21 protein-coding genes and 1 pseudogene are annotated in these 22,347 nt (G+C 39.5%); 8 read left to right on the top strand and 14 right to left on the bottom strand.

The window, feature by feature from the left end; all coding sequences use genetic code 11:
- Positions 1–252: pseudogene (locus EA341_RS02985) on the top strand (ABC transporter ATP-binding protein); the annotation flags it as partial.
- Positions 245–1,885, top strand: a complete 1,641-nt coding sequence (locus EA341_RS02980; RefSeq protein WP_293011199.1) for a putative ABC exporter domain-containing protein — start codon at positions 245–247, stop codon at positions 1,883–1,885. The pseudogene EA341_RS02985 and the gene EA341_RS02980, both read left to right, overlap by 8 nt.
- Here EA341_RS02980 and EA341_RS02975 read toward each other — a convergent pair whose 3' ends face one another.
- From EA341_RS02975 to EA341_RS02960, 4 genes are all read right to left on the bottom strand, one after another.
- On the bottom strand, positions 1,886–2,332 hold the full coding sequence (locus EA341_RS02975) for a GNAT family N-acetyltransferase (RefSeq protein ID WP_293011198.1): 447 nt from the start codon (positions 2,330–2,332) through the stop codon (positions 1,886–1,888). It lies immediately after the preceding gene.
- Positions 2,329–2,790: a GNAT family N-acetyltransferase gene (locus EA341_RS02970; RefSeq protein ID WP_293011197.1), complete on the bottom strand. Its 462-nt coding sequence runs from the start codon at positions 2,788–2,790 to the stop codon at positions 2,329–2,331. The genes EA341_RS02975 and EA341_RS02970 overlap by 4 nt, the downstream gene beginning before the upstream one ends.
- A gap of 92 nt (positions 2,791–2,882) precedes the next feature.
- Positions 2,883–3,377 (bottom strand): methylated-DNA--[protein]-cysteine S-methyltransferase, encoded by a 495-nt coding sequence (locus EA341_RS02965; protein ID WP_293011196.1) that lies wholly within the window; start codon positions 3,375–3,377, stop codon positions 2,883–2,885.
- Between the two features lie 251 nt (positions 3,378–3,628).
- Positions 3,629–4,324, bottom strand: a complete 696-nt coding sequence (locus tag EA341_RS02960) for a LexA family transcriptional regulator (RefSeq protein ID WP_293011195.1) — start codon at positions 4,322–4,324, stop codon at positions 3,629–3,631.
- Between the two features lie 175 nt (positions 4,325–4,499).
- Between EA341_RS02960 and dinB the strand changes: the two genes are divergently transcribed.
- Positions 4,500–5,684 (top strand): DNA polymerase IV, encoded by a 1,185-nt coding sequence (dinB, locus tag EA341_RS02955; RefSeq protein ID WP_293011194.1) that lies wholly within the window; start codon positions 4,500–4,502, stop codon positions 5,682–5,684.
- A gap of 189 nt (positions 5,685–5,873) precedes the next feature.
- Entirely contained in the window at positions 5,874–6,194 is a 321-nt protein-coding gene (gene trxA, locus EA341_RS02950) for a thioredoxin (protein ID WP_293011193.1), read from the top strand.
- 86 nt (positions 6,195–6,280) lie between these two features.
- Here trxA and EA341_RS02945 read toward each other — a convergent pair whose 3' ends face one another.
- Both EA341_RS02945 and EA341_RS02940 read right to left on the bottom strand, forming a co-directional pair.
- Complete coding sequence (locus tag EA341_RS02945; RefSeq protein ID WP_293011192.1) at positions 6,281–6,907, bottom strand: DUF1080 domain-containing protein; 627 nt, start codon at positions 6,905–6,907, stop codon at positions 6,281–6,283.
- Positions 6,908–7,170: 263 nt separating this feature from the next.
- The gene (locus EA341_RS02940; protein ID WP_293011201.1) at positions 7,171–7,749 is read right to left on the bottom strand and encodes a DUF502 domain-containing protein; all 579 of its coding nucleotides are present in this window, start codon (positions 7,747–7,749) and stop codon (positions 7,171–7,173) included.
- Between the two features lie 200 nt (positions 7,750–7,949).
- Here EA341_RS02940 and EA341_RS02935 point away from each other — a divergent pair, with 200 nt between their 5' ends.
- Positions 7,950–8,876, top strand: coding sequence for a hypothetical protein (locus EA341_RS02935; protein WP_293011191.1), 927 nt, complete (start codon positions 7,950–7,952; stop codon positions 8,874–8,876).
- A 52-nt stretch (positions 8,877–8,928) separates the two neighbouring features.
- On the opposite strand, the gene nqrE is transcribed toward EA341_RS02935, so the two are convergent.
- From nqrE to cmk, 7 genes are all read right to left on the bottom strand, one after another.
- A complete protein-coding gene (gene nqrE, locus EA341_RS02930) occupies positions 8,929–9,540 on the bottom strand; it encodes an NADH:ubiquinone reductase (Na(+)-transporting) subunit E (protein ID WP_293011190.1) in 612 nt (203 codons plus the stop codon).
- 13 nt (positions 9,541–9,553) lie between these two features.
- On the bottom strand, positions 9,554–10,237 hold the full coding sequence (locus EA341_RS02925; protein ID WP_293011189.1) for an NADH:ubiquinone reductase (Na(+)-transporting) subunit D: 684 nt from the start codon (positions 10,235–10,237) through the stop codon (positions 9,554–9,556).
- 28 nt (positions 10,238–10,265) lie between these two features.
- A complete protein-coding gene (gene nqrC / locus EA341_RS02920; RefSeq protein WP_293011188.1) occupies positions 10,266–11,042 on the bottom strand; it encodes an NADH:ubiquinone reductase (Na(+)-transporting) subunit C in 777 nt (258 codons plus the stop codon).
- The gene (locus EA341_RS02915) at positions 11,029–12,243 is read right to left on the bottom strand and encodes an NADH:ubiquinone reductase (Na(+)-transporting) subunit B (protein ID WP_293011187.1); all 1,215 of its coding nucleotides are present in this window, start codon (positions 12,241–12,243) and stop codon (positions 11,029–11,031) included. Before EA341_RS02915 ends, nqrC begins: the two co-directional genes overlap by 14 nt.
- Before the next feature lie 5 nt (positions 12,244–12,248).
- Positions 12,249–13,613, bottom strand: a complete 1,365-nt coding sequence (locus tag EA341_RS02910; RefSeq protein ID WP_293011186.1) for a Na(+)-translocating NADH-quinone reductase subunit A — start codon at positions 13,611–13,613, stop codon at positions 12,249–12,251.
- A gap of 141 nt (positions 13,614–13,754) precedes the next feature.
- Positions 13,755–14,648, bottom strand: a complete 894-nt coding sequence (locus EA341_RS02905; protein WP_293011185.1) for a 4-hydroxy-3-methylbut-2-enyl diphosphate reductase — start codon at positions 14,646–14,648, stop codon at positions 13,755–13,757.
- 1 nt (position 14,649) lies between these two features.
- Positions 14,650–15,339, bottom strand: a complete 690-nt coding sequence (gene cmk, locus EA341_RS02900; protein WP_293011184.1) for a (d)CMP kinase — start codon at positions 15,337–15,339, stop codon at positions 14,650–14,652.
- A gap of 150 nt (positions 15,340–15,489) precedes the next feature.
- Here cmk and ade point away from each other — a divergent pair, with 150 nt between their 5' ends.
- From ade to EA341_RS02885, 3 genes are all read left to right on the top strand, one after another.
- On the top strand, positions 15,490–17,124 hold the full coding sequence (ade, locus tag EA341_RS02895) for an adenine deaminase (RefSeq protein ID WP_293011183.1): 1,635 nt from the start codon (positions 15,490–15,492) through the stop codon (positions 17,122–17,124).
- Between the two features lie 238 nt (positions 17,125–17,362).
- Positions 17,363–18,502 carry an acyl-CoA dehydrogenase family protein gene (locus tag EA341_RS02890; protein ID WP_293011200.1) on the top strand — a complete coding sequence of 380 codons (1,140 nt, stop codon included), beginning with the start codon at positions 17,363–17,365 and terminating at the stop codon, positions 18,500–18,502.
- Positions 18,503–19,167: 665 nt separating this feature from the next.
- Positions 19,168–20,625: a bifunctional UDP-sugar hydrolase/5'-nucleotidase gene (locus EA341_RS02885; RefSeq protein ID WP_293011182.1), complete on the top strand. Its 1,458-nt coding sequence runs from the start codon at positions 19,168–19,170 to the stop codon at positions 20,623–20,625.
- Between the two features lie 208 nt (positions 20,626–20,833).
- Here the strand turns inward: EA341_RS02885 and EA341_RS02880 are convergent, their stop codons facing one another.
- On the bottom strand, positions 20,834–22,129 hold the full coding sequence (locus tag EA341_RS02880) for a serine hydrolase (RefSeq protein ID WP_293011181.1): 1,296 nt from the start codon (positions 22,127–22,129) through the stop codon (positions 20,834–20,836).
- Positions 22,130–22,347 lie beyond the last annotated feature (218 nt).

Here is a 22,347-nt window from a genome sequence, read left to right as displayed (position 1 = left end):
ATGATAGGCCTTGACCCTAAGGCCATCAAAAACACCAAAAAAGTATTCAAAGAACTGAAAGAAAAGGGGAAAACCATTCTGGTCAGCACCCATTTGATAGACAGTGTAGAAACCATCGCGGACCGGATCATGATCATGAAAGACGGAAACATTGTCGGTAATGATACCCTAAGTAACCTTAAAAGCCAATTCAGTGCTACTGATGACTCAAGTTTGGAGGATTTGTTTTTAGAATTGACCAAAGATGAATGAAATCAAGCTTTTGTTCAGGAAAGATATTTTTGTCCTGATCAACAATCTCAAACTTATTTTAAAAAACCCCCTGAGGCTATTCCCTTATGTTTTTATCTTGGGATACTTCAGTTTTTTCTATTTTCGACGAAGCAATAAAGGAGGAGAAATAGATGCAGGACAAATTGAAGATTTGCAGAGTGTTGCCGGGGAAATCGAACAAGTCAACTTTGCCGTACAAAACATCAGTGGTGGGTTAACACTGATAGCTTTATTATTCCTGATGTTCCAACTTTATAGGGCCACTAAAAAAAATATCAGTTTTTTCAGTATGGCTGATGTTAACTTGCTATTTACAGGACCAGTGGCTGCATCCAATATATTGATATACTACATGGTCCGCTCCATTTTCCCTGCATTGGGAGGATCCCTGCTTTTTATCATTTACAGTACTGCACAGCTGAACGATGTCTTTGAGCTAAATACTTGGAATATTCTCATCATGGCCATTGGCATTACGATGTTTTTCTTTATTCTATCTCCTATTCGGTTTCTAATCTACACACTTCAAACCAAATACGGCATTTTGGAATATATCAAAAGGGGGGTATTTGGACTGGGCCTAGTACTTGCAATGATGATATTGATTCCTGGCTTGATGACCGAAAAATTCTGGCAGGGAATGTTTGCCTGGATTGGTTCTCCTTGGTTTGATTTTTTCCCATTGGTAGGCTGGAGCAGGGCAATTATCACATACCTTGGTCATGAAAACATTTGGATTGTTGCAGGATTTATCAGCATTTACCTGCTCACTTTCGGTTTGATTGTGCAGCAAGTGATCACGCATGCCGGACACTATTATGAAGACGTACTTGAGTCAACCAAATCAAAAGAGGAGGTCAAAGAAAAAGCCAGAAAATCCCAAGCGTCCGAATCCGCAGGAAGCCTCAACTTAAAGAAAAAACTTGATCTGAAAAACTTCGGATATGGTGCTACAGCCTTGTATTGGAGAAATTATGTACATAGTAGCAGACAGGATTTCCATCCGCTTTTTGGTTTATATGGACTAATGCTCAGCGCATTGGCAGTAGTATTCGCTGTTTTATCTAATTTCGACTGGTTCTCTCACAAAGTGATTTATGGCTACATGGGTATGCTGATTTTTATTTATTTCTTTGCCGGAATGGGCCGCACCAATATAGGAGATATGAAAAAGCCTTATTTTATTCTGATCCCGGACTCCTGGACCAGCAAATTCTGGAACATGATTAAGTTGGATGTTTACCAAACGCTTATTTTCTCCGTCATCTTAATCGTTCCGACAGTATTGATAGCTGGATTGAGTTGGGGCTTACTAATCCTATTCCCCTTGATCATGCAGTTTTTCTATTTGACAGGATTTGGCATTACCCTGGTGACACATGTTGGCTTTGAAGAAGGCTGGGACAGGAAATTGATTCGTCCACTGATAATTGGTGGGGTAGCATTTTTCGGAATTCTCCCTTCTTTGGCAGCTGGCTTATTCACTTTTATTATATCCCAAAAAGTAGTTTACGGCATACTGGGCATTACCTTGGGCATGGCAATAGTTGTTGCTGTAGTATTACATTTAACTATGGATATCATCAGTAAAGTGGAATTCAAAGAAGCCTGATCAGAGTAGTTTTTCCATTACTATTCTATGGTCTTTGACCTGGTCTTTTTTGATCAAATCAACAATCATAAACCCTCTATTAAGTCCAAAATGGATCATCTTGGTCAGGTTATTTCTTGTTTTAAACTGTACTTTTTGAAAGCCGTGGTTTTTGGCCCATGCTTCTTGGGTCTCAGCCAGCCTGCTCGCTATACCCATCCTTCTGTAAGAAGCCAACACTCCTCCCATCCAAGAATAAAAAACTCCGGAAATTTTAGATTGATAACCGACTTTGAATCCTGCCAATTCCCCGTCTACCTCCGCTATCAGAATGAGGTGGGGGCGATCAGTCAATCGCTCATGATAAGTAATTTCTGAATATGGCTGAAAAAACTCGGGCACCTTTTGACTGAGCATGACCACCTCCTCAATGCTTCCATTTCGGATTTTGATTTCCCTATTCTTCATAGCTTTATTTCCATCTTGATATCACACCGATCATATTTACCACACTCTTTTTCAGTTTCTTTAAAACCAAGTTTTTTATAGAGAGACAAAGCAGGACCTAATTTTGAGTTGGTATAAAGTATTACTTTTTGTGCTCCCATCTGTTTGGCTTTTTCCAAAATCTGCTGTCCTAAAAAGTATCCCAGCCTTTTACCCCGGGCTTCTGGGCTAACTCCCATTTTGATCATTTCATAAATCCCCTCCCCTACCTTGGAAAGTGCAACTGTACCCAAGACCTTATCATTTTCCTGTGCAAAAATGATAGTACCTCCCTTGGAAATAATATACTCTTCAGGCTTTTCTAATTGTAGTCTATCAAACTCTTCCAAAGCAAAAAACTCAGCTATCCATTGCTTGTTGATATCTTCAAAATAAGACTGAAGTTCTGGCTTGTAATCGAGAACTTGGATCTGATTCATGTGCGTTAGTATTTATCTTTCACAAATTACCTGAAAAAGACTCATTATAATATCTAAAAAGCATAAAAAAAGCGGCCATTAGACCGCTATAATTAATTCTCAAACTCCATCGTTACCTGCTTTCCAACTTTATCTTTCTGCTCCATTTCGAGCAGTTTGGACTTTCTCCATATCCCTCCGGCATAACCGGTAAGCTGACCATCCTTGCCTATGATTCTATGACAAGGCATCATGATCAAAATGGGGTTGGCTCCTATGGCTGTTCCTACAGCCCTAACTGCATTTGGGTTGCCCAGATTTTTAGCAATCTGCTCGTAGGTACTCGTGGTGCCAAAAGGTATTTTATTTACCTCCATCCATACTTTGTGCTGAAAATCAGAACCTCCTAATGCCACAGGCACATCAAAGGTTTTTTGTTTTCCCTGAAAATACAACCCAAGTTGAATTCTGACATCCATGAGGACATCGTCCAAAAACCCGTCTGTTTCCGGCTCATCTGTAAATTTCATTTTTACAACATAGCCATCCCAAGCCTCGACCTTAACATTGCCAAGTGGGGTATCCATCACCGCATATTCTTTCTTCATATTTACTGACATTTTAAGGTTAACACTCATTATTTCAATAAACAATCCATACGCTACCATTACAGCGAATACTCTTACAACGAACCCGATGCTTTTTTGTCTTCAAAAATGTCAATTATTTTATCGATTCTAAAAAATCAGGCGATCAATCGAGAATTACATCAGTACTGCAAAGTAGTATTATTCCCTGAAATAGTATCTGCATTCAGAAAATAAAAATCGATCAAAGCTACTTATTTTTTGGCTGTTGTTCAGACCATCATCAAGCGGTAGCGCCATATTTCCCTTACATCTGCAATAGATACGTAGAACGGTTTATATATTGGATTCCCCGAACAGAGCAACAACCTTTCTTTATCCTTGATCTGATTATAAGCAATCTTGAAGGTAACGCCATCCTGCTCGGTCACTACCACATACTTTTCTCCATCTTTGACCGCAGTCCAGTCATCTACATATTCACATATGATCCAAGCTGCATCCGGTATCGGCAACATAGAGTCTCCATCCACTTGAAAAACCCTGTGTTTCTTGTCTTTCGGCAAAAAAGGAAGAGAAAACCTTGGTAGCTCCTCGATAAAATCCGGATCTGAAAACCCCGCCAAATAAGAAGCTTTGGCGCGCTGTGAAACTACTTCTATGAGCTCGCGGCCTTCTGCGTCTACTGTAGTGGTCAGGATGCGGAGATTCCTGCCATGCAGGAATTGATCAGTCTCCAGAAGTTGCCTCTGTTTATACTCGGACATATTCTCCAAATCCTTTCTGAGCAGCACATCTATGGACACTCCAAAATAATCAGAAATAGAAAGGATGGTTTCCAAGGGAGGATTGATATTCAACTCATATCCTGCCAGCTTAGACCTGCTGATACCCAAGGCCTGGGCCAAGGTCTCCTGGGTCAGGGATTTCTTTTTGCGTAAAAACTTAAGGTTGGAATGTAAGTGCATACAAGAAAGGGGTTAGTTCATTTCATTTGACTACAGAATTCTAGGGGTGATCTCCCTTATGGATCACTTGATACACAAAGCGACACCTATCGTCCCAATACTGTAGCCAACCATATCCAAATATAAAAAAGTATGTTTAAATTATAAACATTAAAATGTTAAAATAATTAACAATATGCAAAGAAACATTGTGCACATGGATTTGGATTCCTTCTTTGTATCGGTAGAGCGGCTCTATGACAGCAAACTCAATGGAAAACCCATACTTATAGGAGGAAGTGGTGACAGAGGGGTGGTTGCTTCCTGCAGCTATGAAGCGAGACGGTTTGGGATACATTCGGCCATGCCTATGCGTACAGCACGTCAACTCTGCCCAGAAGCCATGATCATTCGCGGAGATTTCGAAAAGTACAGTCAGAAATCTATCGAAGTAACAGAAATCATCCGTGAAGATGTTCCACTGTTTGAAAAATCTTCAATAGATGAATTTTATATAGACTATACCGGTATGGATCGTTTTTTTGGTTGCTTCAAAATGGCCCGTGAGCTGCGTGAAAGGATATTAAAAGAAACAGGACTCCCGATTTCTCTGGGACTTTCAGAAAATAAGACTGTATCCAAGGTAGCTACAGGGGAAGCTAAGCCTAATAATGCCCGGGAAATCCCTCACGGAAATGAGAAACCTTTTCTGGCACCACTCTCTATCAGGAAAATTCCTATGGTAGGAGAAAAAACTTCCCATACGCTATACAATATGGGTGTAAAAACAGTCCGCACATTACAAGTCATGCCCTCTGAATTGCTTGAGGCTACGTTTGGCAAAAATGGACGTGTGATCTGGGAGAAAGCAAATGGAATAGACCGTTCATTGGTCACACCATACTCCGAAGCAAAATCCATCTCTTCCGAAAATACCTTTGAACAAGACACCATAGATATCAAGCTACTGGAGTCCCACCTGATAACCATGACAGAGCAATTGGGAACAAAACTCCGACAAAAAAAGCAGCTGACAGCCTGTGTCAGTGTCAAGATCCGATACTCGGATTTTGATACACATAGCCTACAAAAAAGAATCCCTTATACCTCAGCAGATCATACCCTCATTGACATCGTGAAGGAGCTCTTCCGAAAGCTTTACAACCGCAGACTTCTTATCCGTTTAATAGGAATACGTTTTAGCAGCCTGGTACACGGCAATTATCAAATCAACCTCTTTGAGGATACGGAGGAACAGATTAGCTTGTATCAGACATTGGATAGGCTCAATACCAAATACGGGGATAAAACAGTATGTCGTGCCATAGGTATGCAAGTAGGCAGAAGAAGATTCAACCCCTTCAATGGTATGGCTCTATGAGAAGGTCATCCTATGATAATACATACCTTGGACTGAAGTCAAACCAAACAATCCTCCAAACTACCTATATATCAGAGACAAAAACATTTTTCCTCAATAAAATCAAGCCTCTATCGGAACTTATTACTCCCTATTCTACTTTAGTATTATATTTGAAAAATCAAGCAACATCAATAAAAACAACATACAATGGCAAAAGCAATAGAAATTACTGACGCAAATTTTGAGGAAATCATGAATTCAGAGCATCCAGTTCTGGTTGATTTTTGGGCAGAATGGTGCGGACCCTGTAAAATGATAGGTCCAATAGTAGAAGAACTGGCTGGAGATTATGAAGGCAAAGCAGTTATCGGAAAAGTAGACGTAGATTCCAATCCTGCAGTAGCTTCCCAGTTTGGTATCAGAAGCATACCTACCCTATTGTTTTTCAAAGGTGGACAGATTGTAGACAAACAAGTTGGAGCAGTTCCAAAAGCTGTTTTGGCTCAAAAACTTGACGCACAACTTTAAATCTCATATACCATTGAAAAAGGCCATGAAACTAAGTTTCATGGCCTTTTTCAATTTGGTATTTACTGGCTTTTACCGATCTACGGTCAGGGAAGCACTTTCACCATAATATTTTTGTAATAAATTACACTCTCGGGATCATGAGCCTGAAGTGCAAATGTACCTCTATCTATTTTCTTCTGACCAGCATTTTCCGGACGGTTTTCATCTTCTGATTCCACATATTCCATTACTGTCACTCCATTGATTTTCACAGTAACATGGTCGTCCCTGACAATAATGTGCTGCGTATACCATTCCTTATCTTCCACGTAAATATCCTTTACGTCATTGAAAGAGTATAAACTTCCTGTTTTCCTCCAATCACTATGCGTCTGATTGACCTGCACTTCATAACCTTTATCTGGCCAACCTTTTTCCTGATATTCTGTATGAAAAAATATTCCGGAATTGGCCTTTGGCATGGTCATAACATCAGCTTTAAATTCAAAGTTTTTAAAATCAGCACTGTTGACCTCCCCAACATAGAAAGCATGAGCTCTAGGGCCATCAATTTTAATCACCCCATCGACTACTTCAAAAGAATCGGGATTTTCAGAAATTTTCCAGCCATCTAAATTCTCACCGTTAAAGAGTGGAATCCATTCCCCCTTTTGGGCAAAAGACAGGATAGGAATTAAGAATACCAAAACAAGAAAGTAAGTACTTTTCATAAGCTTAAAATTTCATGTGTTTATAATTTGTTGTTAAGAGGTCACCCCGATGGATCGGGGCAGGCTATGGAATCTCTCCACCCAGATAGCTATAGCAGCATTTCTTTTTCTGAGATATTTCTCATGACTGTTTGCCTCAGGCAAGTTCAGTTTCAATGTATATATTTTCTCTCAACAGAGCTAAGAAAGAGTAATTTATCCATGTAACCTGTAGTAGACAAGAAAAATATTTCGATTGGCACTTATCTACTCGCAACGCTGTATTATTCTTCCATACCATTGGCATTTCCACCTATTTTAGAAACACCTCCTGAAACGATAAACTTCATTACATCAGCACTTTTCACATCCTCCAATACCCTAACATTCTCTTTAGGTACCAAATACAGGTTTCCTGAGAAGTTATAACTATGTGGGAAATAAATGGCTACTAATCCCTGCTCACCCAATATACTCAAGTTGTCTTGGGTAATAAAACCCAACCTAAACATGTTGTTTGAAAGCTTAACGATCACTGGGGTATTAAATTTCTTCTTATCTCCTACAAAGGCAGACATCAAATCTCTGATACTGGTATAAAGGATATTGACTAAGGGAAGCTTGAACATCCATCTTTCGAAAAGGTCAAATAAGGGCCTTGTAACGAAAATACTGGCCAAAAAGCCCATAAAAGTGATAAAACTGAACATAACAAGAATTCCTAAGCCAGGAACGGGAATAGGAATAATTCCATCAAGAAACCTTAAAATCAATATGATGACATATACGGTCAAAGCAATAGGCACAACAAAGAGCAGTCCTCTTAAAAAGTAAGTGATAAATCTTTTTGATGTAAAAGACACATTTTTTCCCATAATTTATAATTTTTATATCTACTGACCTGCCAATAATCTGATTGGGGTTGGCAGGAATATAAACCTTAGAACTTCTTTCTGCAATAGACGAATACTGGCTTCAGCAAAATCGGCACAATCTTTACATTATAATAAAATTATGCAATAAAGAGTTTTTAAATAATAACGCTTAAATATAAGAACAAGAAATGGCTAATTCTCCAAGAGTATACCTGATGTTGTGTTTTGCATTATTTTTATTGGCATCCTGCAAGACCGTCAGATCTATAGACTCCCCTATGAAAGGACTTGAGGAATCCTGCTATAAATACATACTCGACTTTAAGCCTACATCCTCTCCAGAAAGCTTTGAGGTAGATGACTTTTCTCAAAAAGCACATGACAATTTTTCGGAGAACTCCCTTTTTTTCATACGGATATTAGGACTCACAGAAGAAATAGAAACGGTTTTAAATCACGAGTTTGATGATGAGCTTACCAAATTCAAAAACCTCCAGAAATCCATCAATGAAATAACTTTGATAGAACTAGAGGTGCAGGCATTTTCTTCTGCATTGAGGTGTGAGGAGGATAAATTTAACCAGCTTGCCTGGCATTTAGAAAACATTAGTAACAGCAGAAGCAGTACAAAAACAGTTTCAGGTATTATCCTGGATGCATCAGCGAATATCGCTGGAGCAGCAATTATTCTTTTTTGGGCCCAAGGAAATACCACCAGACAACTTATAGGAATTGGTGCTTCATTAACCCAAATCTACCTCAATGTTTGGGGAAGATCGATAACATACACGGTGGATATAGAACATCCAGTAAATATTCTGAAGGAGTTTTCGAAGGAGCAGGAATGGTGTGAATCAATTCCTGACCATATCTGGGCCTACGTGAATCATGTCAAGCGGGAAGAAGGGAATTTAAACATAAGAGATCAATTGATGGCTTCATGGTCTGATACCCTAATTGAAGAAAACAAGGATCTTTTTTTCTCGAATGGAGGAACTTATGACGCCACTCAGCTTAGAGGTCGAGCATCTATGCTTGAGCAGCTTGCTTCTTTTACTGAGGGCATGTTGCAAGACTTGCTCATCTTAAGAAAAGAACTACAGTCCATTAATTAAAAAAGCCTCAAGATTTCTCCTGAGGCTTCTATTTATAATTTAGGATTTCTTATTAAAGATCGATACCCATAAAGGACATAAACGCGATACCCATCAGTCCTGTGATGAGCATGGTGATGCCTAATCCTTTCAAGCCATTTGGTACATTTGAATATTTCAGTTTTTCTCTGATAGCAGCCAATGCTACTATTGCCAAAAAGAAACCTACACCTGATCCAAAACCATAAACACTGGCTTCAGCTAAAGTATAATCTCTTGTTGCCATAAAAAGAGATCCACCGAGGATCGCACAGTTTACCGCGATCAAAGGAAGGAAAATCCCCAAAGCACCGTAAAGTGCAGGAGCAAACTTTTCTACCACCATTTCTACCAACTGTACCATTGCAGCGATGATGGCAATAAACATAATGAATCTTAAGAAAGAAAGATCAATTGTCGCAAATGACTCACCCAACCAAGTCAGGCCACCTTCTTTAAGTATATACTCGTTCAAAAGCCAGTTTGTTGGTACTGTTACTGTCAGTACGAAAATTACAGCGGCTCCAAGACCCAATGCAGTACTTACCTTTTTGGATACAGCCAGGAATGAACACATTCCCAAGAAGTAAGCAAAAACCATGTTATCAATGAAAATTGATTTTATTGCGAGGCTAAATAATTCCATAGTTCAATAATTATTAATGTTCAACATAACCGGTTTTGGTACGCTGTACCCAAATGATCAGACCCAAGATGATGAATGCTCCAACAGGAGAAACCATCAAGCCATTGGTCGCCAGACTGAATTCTTCTCCAAATATACCAGAGACAGTTTCATATACAGGTACTCCGAAAACAGACCCTGAACCTAGCAATTCCCTAAAGAAAGCAACAGCCAATATGATCCAGGAATATCCCAAGGCAGAACCAAATCCATCCAAAATGGAGTCGTAAGGTTTGTTGCCCAAAGCAAATGCCTCAAGTCTACCCATTACGATACAGTTGGTAATGATCAAGCCGATAAATACAGATAATTCCTTGTACATATCGAAAGCAAAAGCTTTCAATATTTCATTTACCAGAGTTACTAAGGTTGCAACAACAGCAAGTTGAACAATAATCCTTACTCTTGAAGGAATTGTATTCCTTAATAAAGATATTGTCAAATTGGCCATTACCATTACAAAGATCACCGAGATGGCCATCACTAGTGTAGGTTGCATCTGGGTAGTAACTGCCAAGGCTGAACAAATCCCCAATACCTGAATGGTTATCGGGTTATTGTCTACCAATGGGTCTGTTATAAATTTCTTTCTTCTTTTCGACAAAAGCGCCTCAGCAGGCTGTTTCACTTCCGTCGTTTGTGCTGTTTCCGTGCTCATTATATCATGTTTTACGAAACGTTCAAAATCAATTTATTGAAGCAACCTCAGAATTACCAGTTGACTTCTTGGTTTTTAGGTACTCTTTGTAGTGGCTAAGGTAATTTTTCAACATATCGTTGACGCCGTTAGCTGTGATGGTAGCTCCTGAAAGTCCATCTACTTTATGCGGATCACCGGAATAGTCTTTTCCTTCCCCTTTCTGCATTGCTACAGAAACCAGTTCACCTGCATCATCAAAAATCTTTTTACCATCATATCTTGCCTGAACATTACCTGCGGTAATTCTTGCCCCCAATCCTGGTGTTTCAGCTGCGTGTCCAAAGGTTACACCCTTAATAGTGATAACATCAGTTTGAAGTGCTACATAGCCCCAGATATTATCCCAAAGTCCAGATCCATACACTGGGATAATGAATGATTCTACTGAATCTTCATCGCCCTCTTCATGGAAAATAAACAAAGGATACTCTCTATTTTCTGGTGATTTTTTGTAGTTTTTACCGATGTCAACATTTTCAGCTACAATCGGATTACCATCACTGTCTTTTTCAATCTCTTGACCATTGATGTCTACAACTTTGGATGAAATCCTTTTTCCATAGTATTCTAGAACTTCTTCAGAAGACATTTTTGAAATGGTTTCGGCATCCAAAACAGCTCCCAAAATCTGCTTCTTTGTATCCAATTCAACAGCTTTTTTCTGTATCGGACCCAGGATTTGGGATGTTCCTGATAACAGCAATCCCAACACTACTGTAAGAATTACTGAAAATGTGATAATATAAGCGTTAGACTGTTGCACGTTGTAACCTCCTTTTCTTGTTTGCTTTTACTACATAGTGATCTATTAACGGCGCAAAGACGTTCATGAAAAGAACGGCAAGCATAATTCCTTCCGGATAAGCAGGATTCGTTACACGAATAATCACCGTTAGGATACCTATCATGAGACCATAAATCCATTTTCCTGTTTCTGTCTGTGCAGCAGACACTGGGTCAGTAGCCATAAACACTACGCCGAATGCCAAACCACCCACTACCCAATGGTATTCAGGTGCCATTGACATATACTCATTTACCGCCAATAGGTTCATGACCAAGCCCATTAAAAATGCACCTGCAAAACCACTGACTATAATTTTCCAACTTGCTACTCCCGTACCAATCAAAATCGCTGCTCCTACCAAAGCCATCAAAGTTGATGTTTCACCTATAGATCCGGGAACCCATCCTACAAATAAATTCCAAAAGCTGAAAAGGCCTTGCTGAACTTCGCTATTATGACTGGATAATGCGGCTGTAACCGTCTCTCCTTCCAAACCTGCATTGTATGCAACCGCTAAGGCAGTTGCTCCTGAAAAACCATCAACTGGCGCTTTATCTCCCAGATAAGTCCATACTTGATCACCTGAAATTTGCATCGGGTAAGCAAAATACAAGAAAGCTCTTGCTGTCATGGCTACATTTAGGATGTTCATCCCTGTACCTCCAAAGACTTCTTTCGCAATTACAACTGCAAAAATGGTCGCCAATGCTACTTGCCATAATGGCAAAGTTGCCGGAACAACCAATGGAATCAACATTCCTGTCACCAAAAAACCCTCGTTGATTGGGTGTTTTCTTATAACTGCAAAAGCTGCTTCAACAAGCCCACCTGCAGCATAAGCTACAATTACTATTGGAAGAACAAGTTCTAAGCCTAATAATAATTTAGGACCAAAATCTTCCCACAACCCTGCTGTTTGACCTACTGCTAAAAAGTGCTGGTGTCCGGTATTGTAAATACCAAATAGCAAACAAGGAATCATGGCTACCACTACAGTAATCATCATCCTTTTCAAGTCAATTGCATCTTTTACTTGAGCTCCTTTTATACCATTCGTGTGGTTAGGTGAAAACAAAAATGTTTCCCCTGCCTCAAATGCATAATAAAACTGCTCTAACTTTCCACCTTTTTGAAAAAGCGGTTTCTGTTTGTCCAACAGATCTCTTAGAAACTTCATATTAATTAACTGTATTGAATTAAATCTATACCTTTTCTAACTATTTCCTGAACAGGGTGTTTGGAAACGTCGACAAATTCGCAAAGTGCCAAGTCCTCTTCAATAATTTCATATATACCGAGTTCTTCCATTTCATCATAATCTTCTGCCATTATTGCCTTAAGCAAATACACAGGAAGTATATCCATTGGGGTTACGCTTTCAAAGACTCCTGTCTGGACAAAAGCTCTCTCTTCTCCCCTAACGTTAGTATCCAAAACATATTCTTTATTTGGATTGATGAAAGAAAGAAGACCCAAAGCTCTATGATAACTCAACTTCTCTGTAGTCGGCTTCATCCAACCTAAGAATTCATAGTAATCTCCTTCAGGTAAAATGGTGATTTCATTGGAATAATATCCCAAATATCCATCTCTGTTTATTTTCTCACCTGTAAGGACATTTCCTGAAACTACTCTTACATGTTCTTGCTTAAGATTACCTTGAACCAAGGTATCTACACAGGCTCCAATCATGGTTTTGGTATACACAGCTTTTTTAGCCTCAGAGCCGGTAATGGCAATTACTTTGGTTGCATCATACCTTCCCTCAACGAACAATTTTCCGATCTGAACTACACCAAAAGGACTTATAGTCCATGCTATCTCTCCTTTGTTTATTGGGTCAATATGGTGAATTTGAATGCCCACATTACCCGCTGGGTGTGGTCCGGAAAATTTGTTGATTTCAACACCTTTTACATTTGAAAATACTGAAGGAACTTCCCCTTCTGCATTGAGATTCAAATGAATTTTTCCCGAAGTAAGTTTACTTAACACTGTAACCCCTGCCTGGAAATACTTTTCTTCCCCTTGAAGGGCAAACCCTGTATCAGCAGCCAACGGATGTGTATCAAAACCAGAAATAAAAATAGCCTTTGGACTATCTTCTGGATTGGCAACAACACCGAATGGCCTTTGTATAAGTTGAGGCCAAACACCACCTTGGGTCATTTGTTTGATCGCCTCTTCTTTAGCGAGTGACTGCAAAGAGGATTCCGTATATTTTTGAAACTCTTCGTAGCTTATTTCCTTGTCCGCAAGGATTTTGATTTCGAGAAGCTTTCTCTTTTCTCCTCTTTTTACCTCTACCACTTCACCGGAAACAGGTGCTACATATAACACTTTATCCAATGCTTTATCGAACAAAATCGGAGTTCCGGCTTTAACAGTATCACCTTCATTCACAGACACTTTTGGTCTCTGCATACCGATGAAATCAGTAGGCTTAACAGCAAAAGTTTTAGCTGGACTGAAGTTTTCAAGCTGCTTTTCAGCTTTTCCTACGAGCTTAATATCGAATCCTTTCTTAAGCTTTACAGTTTTTGACATATGATTTTTGAAATATATGGTCTTTTGAAAAACGCCTCAAATCTAATAAAATAGATCAGTTAATAGAAGATAATTTTGGTAATATTTACGAAAGGATTGGCCTTGAAATTACAATTAGCCAATTTTAGAGGGCTGAGTAATCTAAATCAACATCCCTTCCTCCAGAGAATGAATGTGTTGCATAACACGCTCCATCAGCCACATAGGCGTGGAAGTAGCCCCACATATGCCAACTTTTTCAGCATTTTCAAACCAGCTCAAATCCAACTCTGTTTCGTTCTCTACGAAATAACTCCTTTCATTGATTCCCTTACAGACTTGGTATAAAGCTTTTCCATTTGAGCTCTTTTTACCTGAAACAAAAATGATCACATCATTTTCAGCAGCAAATTTCGCCAATTGCGGTTCTCTGTTGGAAACCTGTCTACATATAGAATCATTCGCGTTGAAATCAACCTCACTCAACTCTCCCTTTTCTTTTCTGATTCTTTCTTCGATTTTACCTTTCAACTCGTAAAATCCTTTTGTACTCTTGGTAGTCTGACTAAAAAGTGTGACTGGTCTGGAAAAGTCTATTTTATCGAGATCCTTGTCTTCCATCACTACGATGGCCTTTTCCAAAGTTTGACCTGTCAGCCCTATCACCTCTGCATGGCCTTTTTTGCCATAGATAACAATCTGGCCAGTTTCCCTTTCCATTTTATCAAAAGCCGTTTTGACCCTGTGCTGTAATTTCAGCACTACAGGACAAGAAGCATCGATCAACTCTATGTTGTTTTCAATTGCTGTCCTGTAAGTTTCTGGAGGCTCACCATGTGCCCGGATAAGTACCTTGCAGTCACTGAGGCCGCGGAGTTGCTCACGGTCGATCACGACTAAACCTTTATCACTTAGCCTTCTTACTTCCATATCGTTATGGACTATGTCCCCCAAACAATAAAGCTTGTCTGAGACCTCCATTTCGTCTTCTGCTATTTTGATAGCAAATTCAACCCCAAAACAGTAACCCGAATTTTTATCAATAACTACTTCCATGTCAATCTTGGTTTACGGCAATCTTTTTGTAGGCCAATTCCACTATGAGATTTACCTGTTCTTCAAACTGCAGGTGACTTGTATCCACTTCTACGGCATCATTTGCCTTAATGAGGGGGCTTTCTTTTCTGCCGGAATCTATTTTATCTCTTTCCGAAAGGTTTTGGATAATTTTCTCTAAAGCTATTTTTGACCCTTTCTCCTGAAGTTCCTTCTGCCTTCTTACTGCACGGATATTCAGATCTGCTGTCATAAACACCTTCAACTCGGCTTCAGGAAACACTACTGTTCCAATATCTCTTCCATCCATTACTACGCCTTTTTCCCTTCCCATTTTTTGCTGTTGGGAGACAAGCTCATTCCTGACTTCTTTCAATTTACTTACCTCACTAACGTAATCAGAGACCTTCATAGTTCGGATTTCTTGCTCCACATTGACTCCATTCAGGTATGTTTCCTGATCTTTGCTCTCTGGATTAGGTCTGAAGGTAATATCAAGACTATCTAGGTAATTCCTAACCTGCTGTGGACTGCTGATATCTACATTATTATTCAAAAAATAAAGTGTAGCAGCCCTGTACATGGCTCCGGAATCTATATAAGTATAGCCCAGTTGCTTGGCCACCGATTTGGCAGTGGAACTTTTGCCACATCCGGAATATCCATCTATTGCAATCACTATTTTCTGCATCTATAAAAGTCGTCCTTGCTTTATAATCAGGCGCAAATATAGTAGTTTTAAATCTAAATCCTTCTCCAATTACACGTAATGCGAGACATTGTAAGGATAATTAAGATTATTGTCGAGATTTGAAAACCAAGCTTTTAAAATATACTATTTATGGAATCATTCCGAATATCAGGGCAGTTTGTAGACATTGACAAAAGAGAAATATACCCTGTTGAAATTGAAGTTGTTGACCATACAATTGCTTCTGTAAGGAAATTACAAAAGCCGGCTGATTTACCCTTTCTTCTTCCAGGGTTTATTGATGCACATGTGCACGTGGAATCCTCCATGCTGGTCCCCTCGGAATTTGCCAGACTGGCAGTATGCCATGGTACGGTAGCCACTATTTCTGACCCACATGAAATCGCAAATGTATGCGGGATGGAAGGCGTGAATTACATGATCGATAATGGAAATCAAGTGCCATTCAAATTTTACTTCGGTGCTCCTTCTTGCGTGCCAGCAACTCCTTTTGAAACGGCAGGTGCTGAAATTACCGCATCAGATATTAACACTTTGTTAGAAAGAAAAGAGATCGTATACCTAGCCGAAATGATGAATTGGCCAGGGACAGTCAATCGAGACCCCCTCGTTATGGAAAAGATTGCTTTGGCCAAAAAATACGGGAAACCAGTAGATGGTCATGCCCCTGGTCTCAAAGGTGAAATGGCAAAAAAATATGCCTCAGCGGGTATCAGTACAGACCATGAGTGTTTTACCTATGAAGAAGCCTTGGATAAGGCCAAGTTGGGGATGAAAATTGCAATTCGGGAAGGCAGTGCTGCCAAAAATTTTGATGCTTTGATTGACATCATTGATGTGTTTCCTAAATTGGTTATGTTTTGTTCGGATGACAAACACCCGGACAATCTGGTGGTAGGTCATATCAATGAATTGGTAGCCAGAGCAGTCGCAAAAGGAAAAAACCTGTATGATGTGCTCCGAGCCGCTTGCATTACTCCTATTAAACATTACAAACTGAAAATTGGGACATTAAAAATTGGAGATCCGGCTGATTTCATACTCGTGGAGGATTTGAAAAAATTCATCGTCAAGGCAACCTTTATCAACGGAAAAAAGGTAGCTGAAAATGGGTCAAGCCTCATTCCAAGTGTTAAAAACAACGTCATCAATAATTTTAAAGCAAAAGTTAAATCCCCTGCAGACTTCAAACTGACTGCTTCCGGCAATAAAGTCAGGGTAATAGAAGCCTTAGACGGACAATTGATCACGCCAGCTGCTTCGGGAACCATAAAAATCAAAGATGGTTTCGCAGAATCCAATGTAGCAGAGGATATTCTCAAAATCACCGTGGTCAACAGGTACGAAAACGCAAAGCCCGCTGTGGCTTTTATCAAGAATTTCGGTATCAAAAAAGGGGCTATTGCCTCATCTGTAGGACATGATTCACACAATATCATAGCTGTAGGCGTTGACGATGAGTCCATTTGCAGGGCAGTCAATTTATTGATAAAAGCAAAAGGAGGGGTGTCGGCTGTAGACGGTGAAAAAGAAATGCTCCTTCCTCTCCCAGTTGGTGGTATTATGTCTCCTGAAGATGGCTACGAGGTAGCCGCTGCTTACACAGAAATCGACAAAATGTCCAGGGACCTTGGCTCAAAACTTAAGTCTCCATTTATGACATTAAGCTTTATGGCATTATTGGTGATCCCGGAACTCAAACTAAGTGACAAAGGCTTGTTTGACGGTGATAAATTCCGCTTCGTGGATATATTTCTCCCCTAATATAATTTTGAAAAAATAATTCTATGTTTTAGAAACAGAATTTTAATTAAGTCTAATCATTTACTAGCAATTTTTTCTACCATAAAGAAGAAAGACTATCATGCGTTTCTTTTTCAAAAGACAGGAATGATAAATCCAGGGAATTTTAAGGAGCTTTTTACAAACCCTAAGCATACAAAGGAAGTTTGTATATTTAGGAAAGATTAAACCCAAATAAACTTAAATTATAATTAGCATGATGAATTTTGAGCTCAATGAAAATCAACAGATGATCGCCCAGATGATCAGGGATTTTGGAGCAAAGGAAATCACACCATTTAGAAAAGAATGGGATGATAAGCAGCATTTTCCTGTAGAACTTTTTAAAAAACTAGGTGAATTAGGATTGATGGGTGTATTGGTACCCACAGAATATGGAGGTTCGGGTTTCGGGTATTTTGAATATGTGACTGCCATCGTTGAGCTTTCCAAACTAGATCCTTCTGTAGGGCTTTCAATGGCTGCCCACAACTCACTTTGTACCGGACATATCATGATGTTTGGCAATGAGGAGCAAAAGAAAAAATACTTGCCCAAACTGGCCACCTGTGAATATCTTGGAGCTTGGGGTTTAACAGAGCCCAATACAGGTTCAGATGCCGGAAATATGAGAACTGTAGCCGTTAAAGACGGAGATCATTACATTATCAATGGTGCCAAGAATTTCATTACTCACGGTGTTTCTGGAGATGTGGCCGTTGTCATAGCAAGAACAGGCGAAGTAGGCGATTCTCATGGTATGACAGCTTTTATCATTGAAAAAGGCACTCCTGGATTTAGAGGAGGCAGAAAAGAAGATAAGCTTGGCATGAGAGCATCTGAAACAGCGGAATTGATTTTTGAAGACTGTAAAGTCCACGAAAGCCAGGTACTCGGAGAAGTTGGAGATGGTTTTATACAATCCATGAAGATCCTTGATGGAGGTAGAATTTCCATTGCAGCATTGTCTTTGGGTATAGCTGAAGGAGCCTTGGAAGAATCTATCAAATACTCCAAAGAAAGAGAGCAATTCAACCAACCAATCAGCAAGTTTCAAGCGATCTCCTTCAAATTGGCCGATATGGCTACGCAGGTGGAAGCAGCAAAATTGCTGACCTTTAAGGCTGCTGATTTGAAAAATAGAGGTGAAAAAGTGACTTTAGCTGGAGCTAAGGCCAAGTATTTTGCATCAGAAGTCTGCGTGTCAGTTTCCAATGAAGCTGTACAGATATTCGGTGGCTATGGCTTTACCAAGGATTATCCGGTAGAAAAGTATTATAGAGATTCCAAGCTTTGTACGATCGGAGAAGGCACTTCTGAGATACAGAAATTGGTGATTTCGAGAGAGATTTTGAAGTGATATTAAGTAGATATTTATTGATACTGGGATATTGGTGGATATGATTATCCACCATTATTCCAATGGTCATGCTTCCTTTGCTTTTCATAAAGTTTTTATAACTACCCACCTGTTCGATCAAACACAAAGCGAAGCGATCTGCTATCATCTGTGTGGGTCTGTGGTTAATTATTTAAAACCGGAGTTTATGAAAATAAAAGAACCACAGATAAATCAGATAAACACAGATGGTGGTTTTTCAAATACCCATTATTAAATCCCAAAGCTTGAAACAGTGTCTTAGGCATTAAATTGTCCCGCTGATACCGCTGATACCGCTGATTTTCGCTGATGGCTGCACTGTGGCTACCATTGACATGATTTTCGGGGTCGTCACCCTGAGTGCAGTGAAGGGTCTCCTAGCTTAAAAGGTAGGAGATTCCTCTGCGCCGAGACGGATTAGAATGACGAACTCCAACTGTCAATTCCTTTCTGTAAATGCTGCGCTGCCGTGAGTGTCTCACTCACGGATTGATGGTTTAAATTTATTAGTATCTCAGTTTGGGATTGCTTCCCTACTAAGAGCTTCCTGAACCAAATAGCAGAAATTTCAATAAATTTCTATTTCATCTAAATCTACTTTCTTAAAACACCGTAGCTTTAAACGTATTCAAAATCCTGAAAAAATGCTTAGAAATTATTTTAAACCTTTTTTATGGTCCTTATTTGTTTTTGTTTTTTTCTCCTGCAAAGAACCTACAGAAGATGACCGACCTTTAGAGGATCTTGTAGAAGTGGTAATCCTTCATACAAACGATGAGCATGCTAAAATAGAGCCTTTCTCCAAGCTCCATAAATTGATAGAAAGAGAAAGAAGTTTAAACCAAAATTTAATACTTGTATCTGCAGGAGATTTCTTTTCCGGAAACCCCTATGTGGATTATGCAGATGAGCCAGGAGCGCCGATGATTGAATTAATGAATCTCGTAGGCTATGATCTGGCTGTAATTGGAAATCATGATTTTGATTATGGATTAGATATTTTAAATCTACGGATATCGGAAGCAAATTTCCCTATGATCTTAGCGAATGTCAAACCCAACGAATTTTTGACTGACGTGAAACCATACAAAGAATTCTATTTTGAAGATTTGGACATTTCATTGGCATTTGTCGGTTTCATTCAAACCGGAGCCAATGGATTACCGTCCACCAGGCCTGACAATTTGGGGAGTCTGGAATTTATCCCAGCAGAAAAAGCTTCCGAAGATTTGATAGACTTGAAAAACAAGAATAATGCGCTTATAGGATTAACTCATTTAGGGCTTAAAAATGATTTGGCCTTTGTTAGGCAAGCCTCCAATTTAGATTTAATCATTGGGGGACATTCCCACACTCAAATTCCAAATGGAAAGTATGAAAACGGCATTCTGATCACCCAAGCCGGGGATAATTTGAAATTTGTAGGCAAAACAGTGCTTGGTTTTAGAAATGGAAAACTTGTTTCTACTAGAAACAGGCTTATTTCCTTGGAAAACTTTCATGAATCAGATCAGGGTTTGGAGGAACTGATACAAAGCTTTTTGTCAAATCCCATTTTGGAAAATGTAGTAGTTGAACTTGAAAAACCAATTTCCGGCTTGTTCCAATTAGGCTGCCTCATGACAGATGCTTTAAAGTTTGGCCTGGATGTGGATATCGCTTTCCAAAATGTTGGGGGAATTCGGCTTCAGGAATTATCTTCAGGACCTGTTAGAATTAGCGATGTTCTTACTCTTGACCCATTCAGAAACAATGTGGTCATCATGGAGCTAAATAAAGAAGAAATAATAAACCTTATTAAAACCAGAACTGCCAACACTGGCTTAATCGACCTCCTACCTTCTGGCTTGCAGTATACCGTAAACAGGGATGGTCATGGGAATTATTTAGGTTTGGATTTAAAGTTAGAAAATGGAGACCCATTGGATCCCAATAAAAAGTATAGAGTAGCGATGAACAGTTTTATAGGAACTACCTATAATTTTCAAAGGCAAGATCAGGGAGAAATTTTATATGCCCAGACGACCGACCTTTTAATTCAGTATTTACAAGAGAGTGAAAATCTGGATTATTCAGACTGCATGAGGGTAGCATTGAATTAGAATGTAATTCTGGTTAATCTTTTAGAAAATTATTTTTCATGTGTTTATAATTTGTTTTTCAATTGACATATGGAATCTTCGCATGGTTTACAATCATCCCAGTGTGTGAAGTTTCCTTATGCCTGTATATCCGGTAGGTAGGCTCTATTTCATGTAATTATCAAGGGTAGAAACAATTACACCAAAAAGTTTAGCTATCGCCAACTGATTAATCCACTAATGAAAACACCATCTGCCTGAATTTCCAACCTGTATCTTCATTGGGGGAATCCCTTGTTTGCTTCATCAAAATGCCAATGATCTTGGACTCAGGATCCGCAAAATACTGGGTATTGAAGTATCCTCCCCAGTCGAAAGTCCCCTCACTGCCTATTCCCCCTTCAGCTACCCCTGTAGAAGTTACTACCCCAAATGCTAAGCCATAATGTTTGGCCCCCGACCATAGGTCTCCGATCTGATTGGCCATGATAGTCTGCACCGTAAGCGGACTCAGAATCCTTTTCCCATTCAGTTCCCCTTGATTCAAATACATCTGAAGGAACAAGGCATAGTCCTTGGCAGTGCTTGAAAGTCCGGCCCCTCCTGAGAAAAAGCGCTTGGCTCCTGTTTTTGGATAATCTGCATCATAGTAAGTTCCCGAATAACGGAGCCATTTACCGTTCTCTTTTTTATGCACAGTCACCAGCCTATCCTGTTTGTTTTCCGGTAAATAGAACCAGGTGTCCTCCATACCTAACGGATCAAAAATCCTTTCCTTCAAAAATTTATCAAAAGGCTTTCCTGAGATGATTTCCACAAAATAACCCAGGACATCCAAACCCTCAGAATAGGTGAATTTTTCACCTGGATGATGGTGCAGCGGAAGTGTTGCCAATCGCTTAATATTTTCCTCTATGCTGGTATTTTCAGTGGTGTACAGGTCCACAATACCTGCCTTTTGATAAATCATCTTCATACGTTCATCTCCATCGATCATCCCATAACCCAATCCGGAAGTATGGGTCAAGAGATGTCTGATGGTGATTTCTTTATTGGCCGCAACCGAGGTGTAACTCGTATCTGCATACTTGAATTGCTGCAGGACCTTAGGGTTTTTGAACTCCGGAATCCATTTGGAAATGGGATCATCCAACCTGAAATGCCCTTCCTCCCACAAAATCATCACTGCCGTAGAGGTAATGGCTTTGGTCTGAGAAGCAATCCGGAAGATGGCATCCTTTTCCATGTTTTTTCCGGAAGCCACATCGGCTTTTCCTTTGGCAGTGTGGTAAATGATTTTACCATCTTTTGCAATCAAAACCGCCAATCCCGGTACATCTCCTCGTTCAATTGAAGCATTTAACATCCTGTCTATTTTATCCAGCCTTGTTTTGAGATTTTCATCCAGCTGATTAGCAGCCACTTCCTGAAGTGCAGCTTTACTTTGGATACTTTTTGACTGCGAAAAAAGCGTAATAGGTACGTTTAGCAGTAAGAAAAGAAATAAGATTTGATAGGTTTTCATGATTGTGGTTCTTTTGATCCATACAATCTACCAAATTATTGCGAATGAAATACTCAAAACCGAATTTCCAAAAGGAGCAGTTAACTCCTTCATCAGTTCGTCAATTCATCAGTTCATCAGTTAATCAGTTTATCAATAAGATTTCTCCTCCTACGTCGTCGAAGCGACAAGGTTAAGCCTCTGATTATCTTTATGGTGTCTGCTTATAAATTCTCACC

The sequence above is a fragment of the Mongoliibacter sp. genome (assembly GCF_007692705.1).
Classification (GTDB): domain Bacteria; phylum Bacteroidota; class Bacteroidia; order Cytophagales; family Cyclobacteriaceae; genus Mongoliibacter.
The sequence above is the reverse complement of the archived record's forward strand: the minus strand, read 5'-3'. Positions and strand labels throughout refer to the sequence as shown.

Bases quoted from the DNA above. Each gene is read 5' to 3' on its own strand.
- EA341_RS02980 (WP_293011199.1), top strand. From the start codon at position 245: ATGAATGAAATCAAGCTTTTGTTCAGGAAAGATATTTTTGTCCTGATC.
- EA341_RS02975 (WP_293011198.1), bottom strand. From the start codon at position 2,332: ATGAAGAATAGGGAAATCAAAATCCGAAATGGAAGCATTGAGGAGGTG.
- EA341_RS02970 (WP_293011197.1), bottom strand. From the start codon at position 2,790: ATGAATCAGATCCAAGTTCTCGATTACAAGCCAGAACTTCAGTCTTAT.
- EA341_RS02965 (WP_293011196.1), bottom strand. From the start codon at position 3,377: ATGAAGAAAGAATATGCGGTGATGGATACCCCACTTGGCAATGTTAAG.
- EA341_RS02960 (WP_293011195.1), bottom strand. From the start codon at position 4,324: ATGCACTTACATTCCAACCTTAAGTTTTTACGCAAAAAGAAATCCCTG.
- dinB (WP_293011194.1), top strand. From the start codon at position 4,500: ATGCAAAGAAACATTGTGCACATGGATTTGGATTCCTTCTTTGTATCG.
- trxA (WP_293011193.1), top strand. From the start codon at position 5,874: ATGGCAAAAGCAATAGAAATTACTGACGCAAATTTTGAGGAAATCATG.
- EA341_RS02945 (WP_293011192.1), bottom strand. From the start codon at position 6,907: ATGAAAAGTACTTACTTTCTTGTTTTGGTATTCTTAATTCCTATCCTG.
- EA341_RS02935 (WP_293011191.1), top strand. From the start codon at position 7,950: ATGGCTAATTCTCCAAGAGTATACCTGATGTTGTGTTTTGCATTATTT.
- nqrE (WP_293011190.1), bottom strand. From the start codon at position 9,540: ATGGAATTATTTAGCCTCGCAATAAAATCAATTTTCATTGATAACATG.
- EA341_RS02925 (WP_293011189.1), bottom strand. From the start codon at position 10,237: ATGAGCACGGAAACAGCACAAACGACGGAAGTGAAACAGCCTGCTGAG.
- EA341_RS02915 (WP_293011187.1), bottom strand. From the start codon at position 12,243: ATGAAGTTTCTAAGAGATCTGTTGGACAAACAGAAACCGCTTTTTCAA.
- EA341_RS02910 (WP_293011186.1), bottom strand. From the start codon at position 13,613: ATGTCAAAAACTGTAAAGCTTAAGAAAGGATTCGATATTAAGCTCGTA.
- EA341_RS02905 (WP_293011185.1), bottom strand. From the start codon at position 14,648: ATGGAAGTAGTTATTGATAAAAATTCGGGTTACTGTTTTGGGGTTGAA.
- cmk (WP_293011184.1), bottom strand. From the start codon at position 15,339: ATGCAGAAAATAGTGATTGCAATAGATGGATATTCCGGATGTGGCAAA.
- ade (WP_293011183.1), top strand. From the start codon at position 15,490: ATGGAATCATTCCGAATATCAGGGCAGTTTGTAGACATTGACAAAAGA.
- EA341_RS02890 (WP_293011200.1), top strand. From the start codon at position 17,363: ATGAATTTTGAGCTCAATGAAAATCAACAGATGATCGCCCAGATGATC.
- EA341_RS02885 (WP_293011182.1), top strand. From the start codon at position 19,168: ATGCTTAGAAATTATTTTAAACCTTTTTTATGGTCCTTATTTGTTTTT.
- EA341_RS02880 (WP_293011181.1), bottom strand. From the start codon at position 22,129: ATGAAAACCTATCAAATCTTATTTCTTTTCTTACTGCTAAACGTACCT.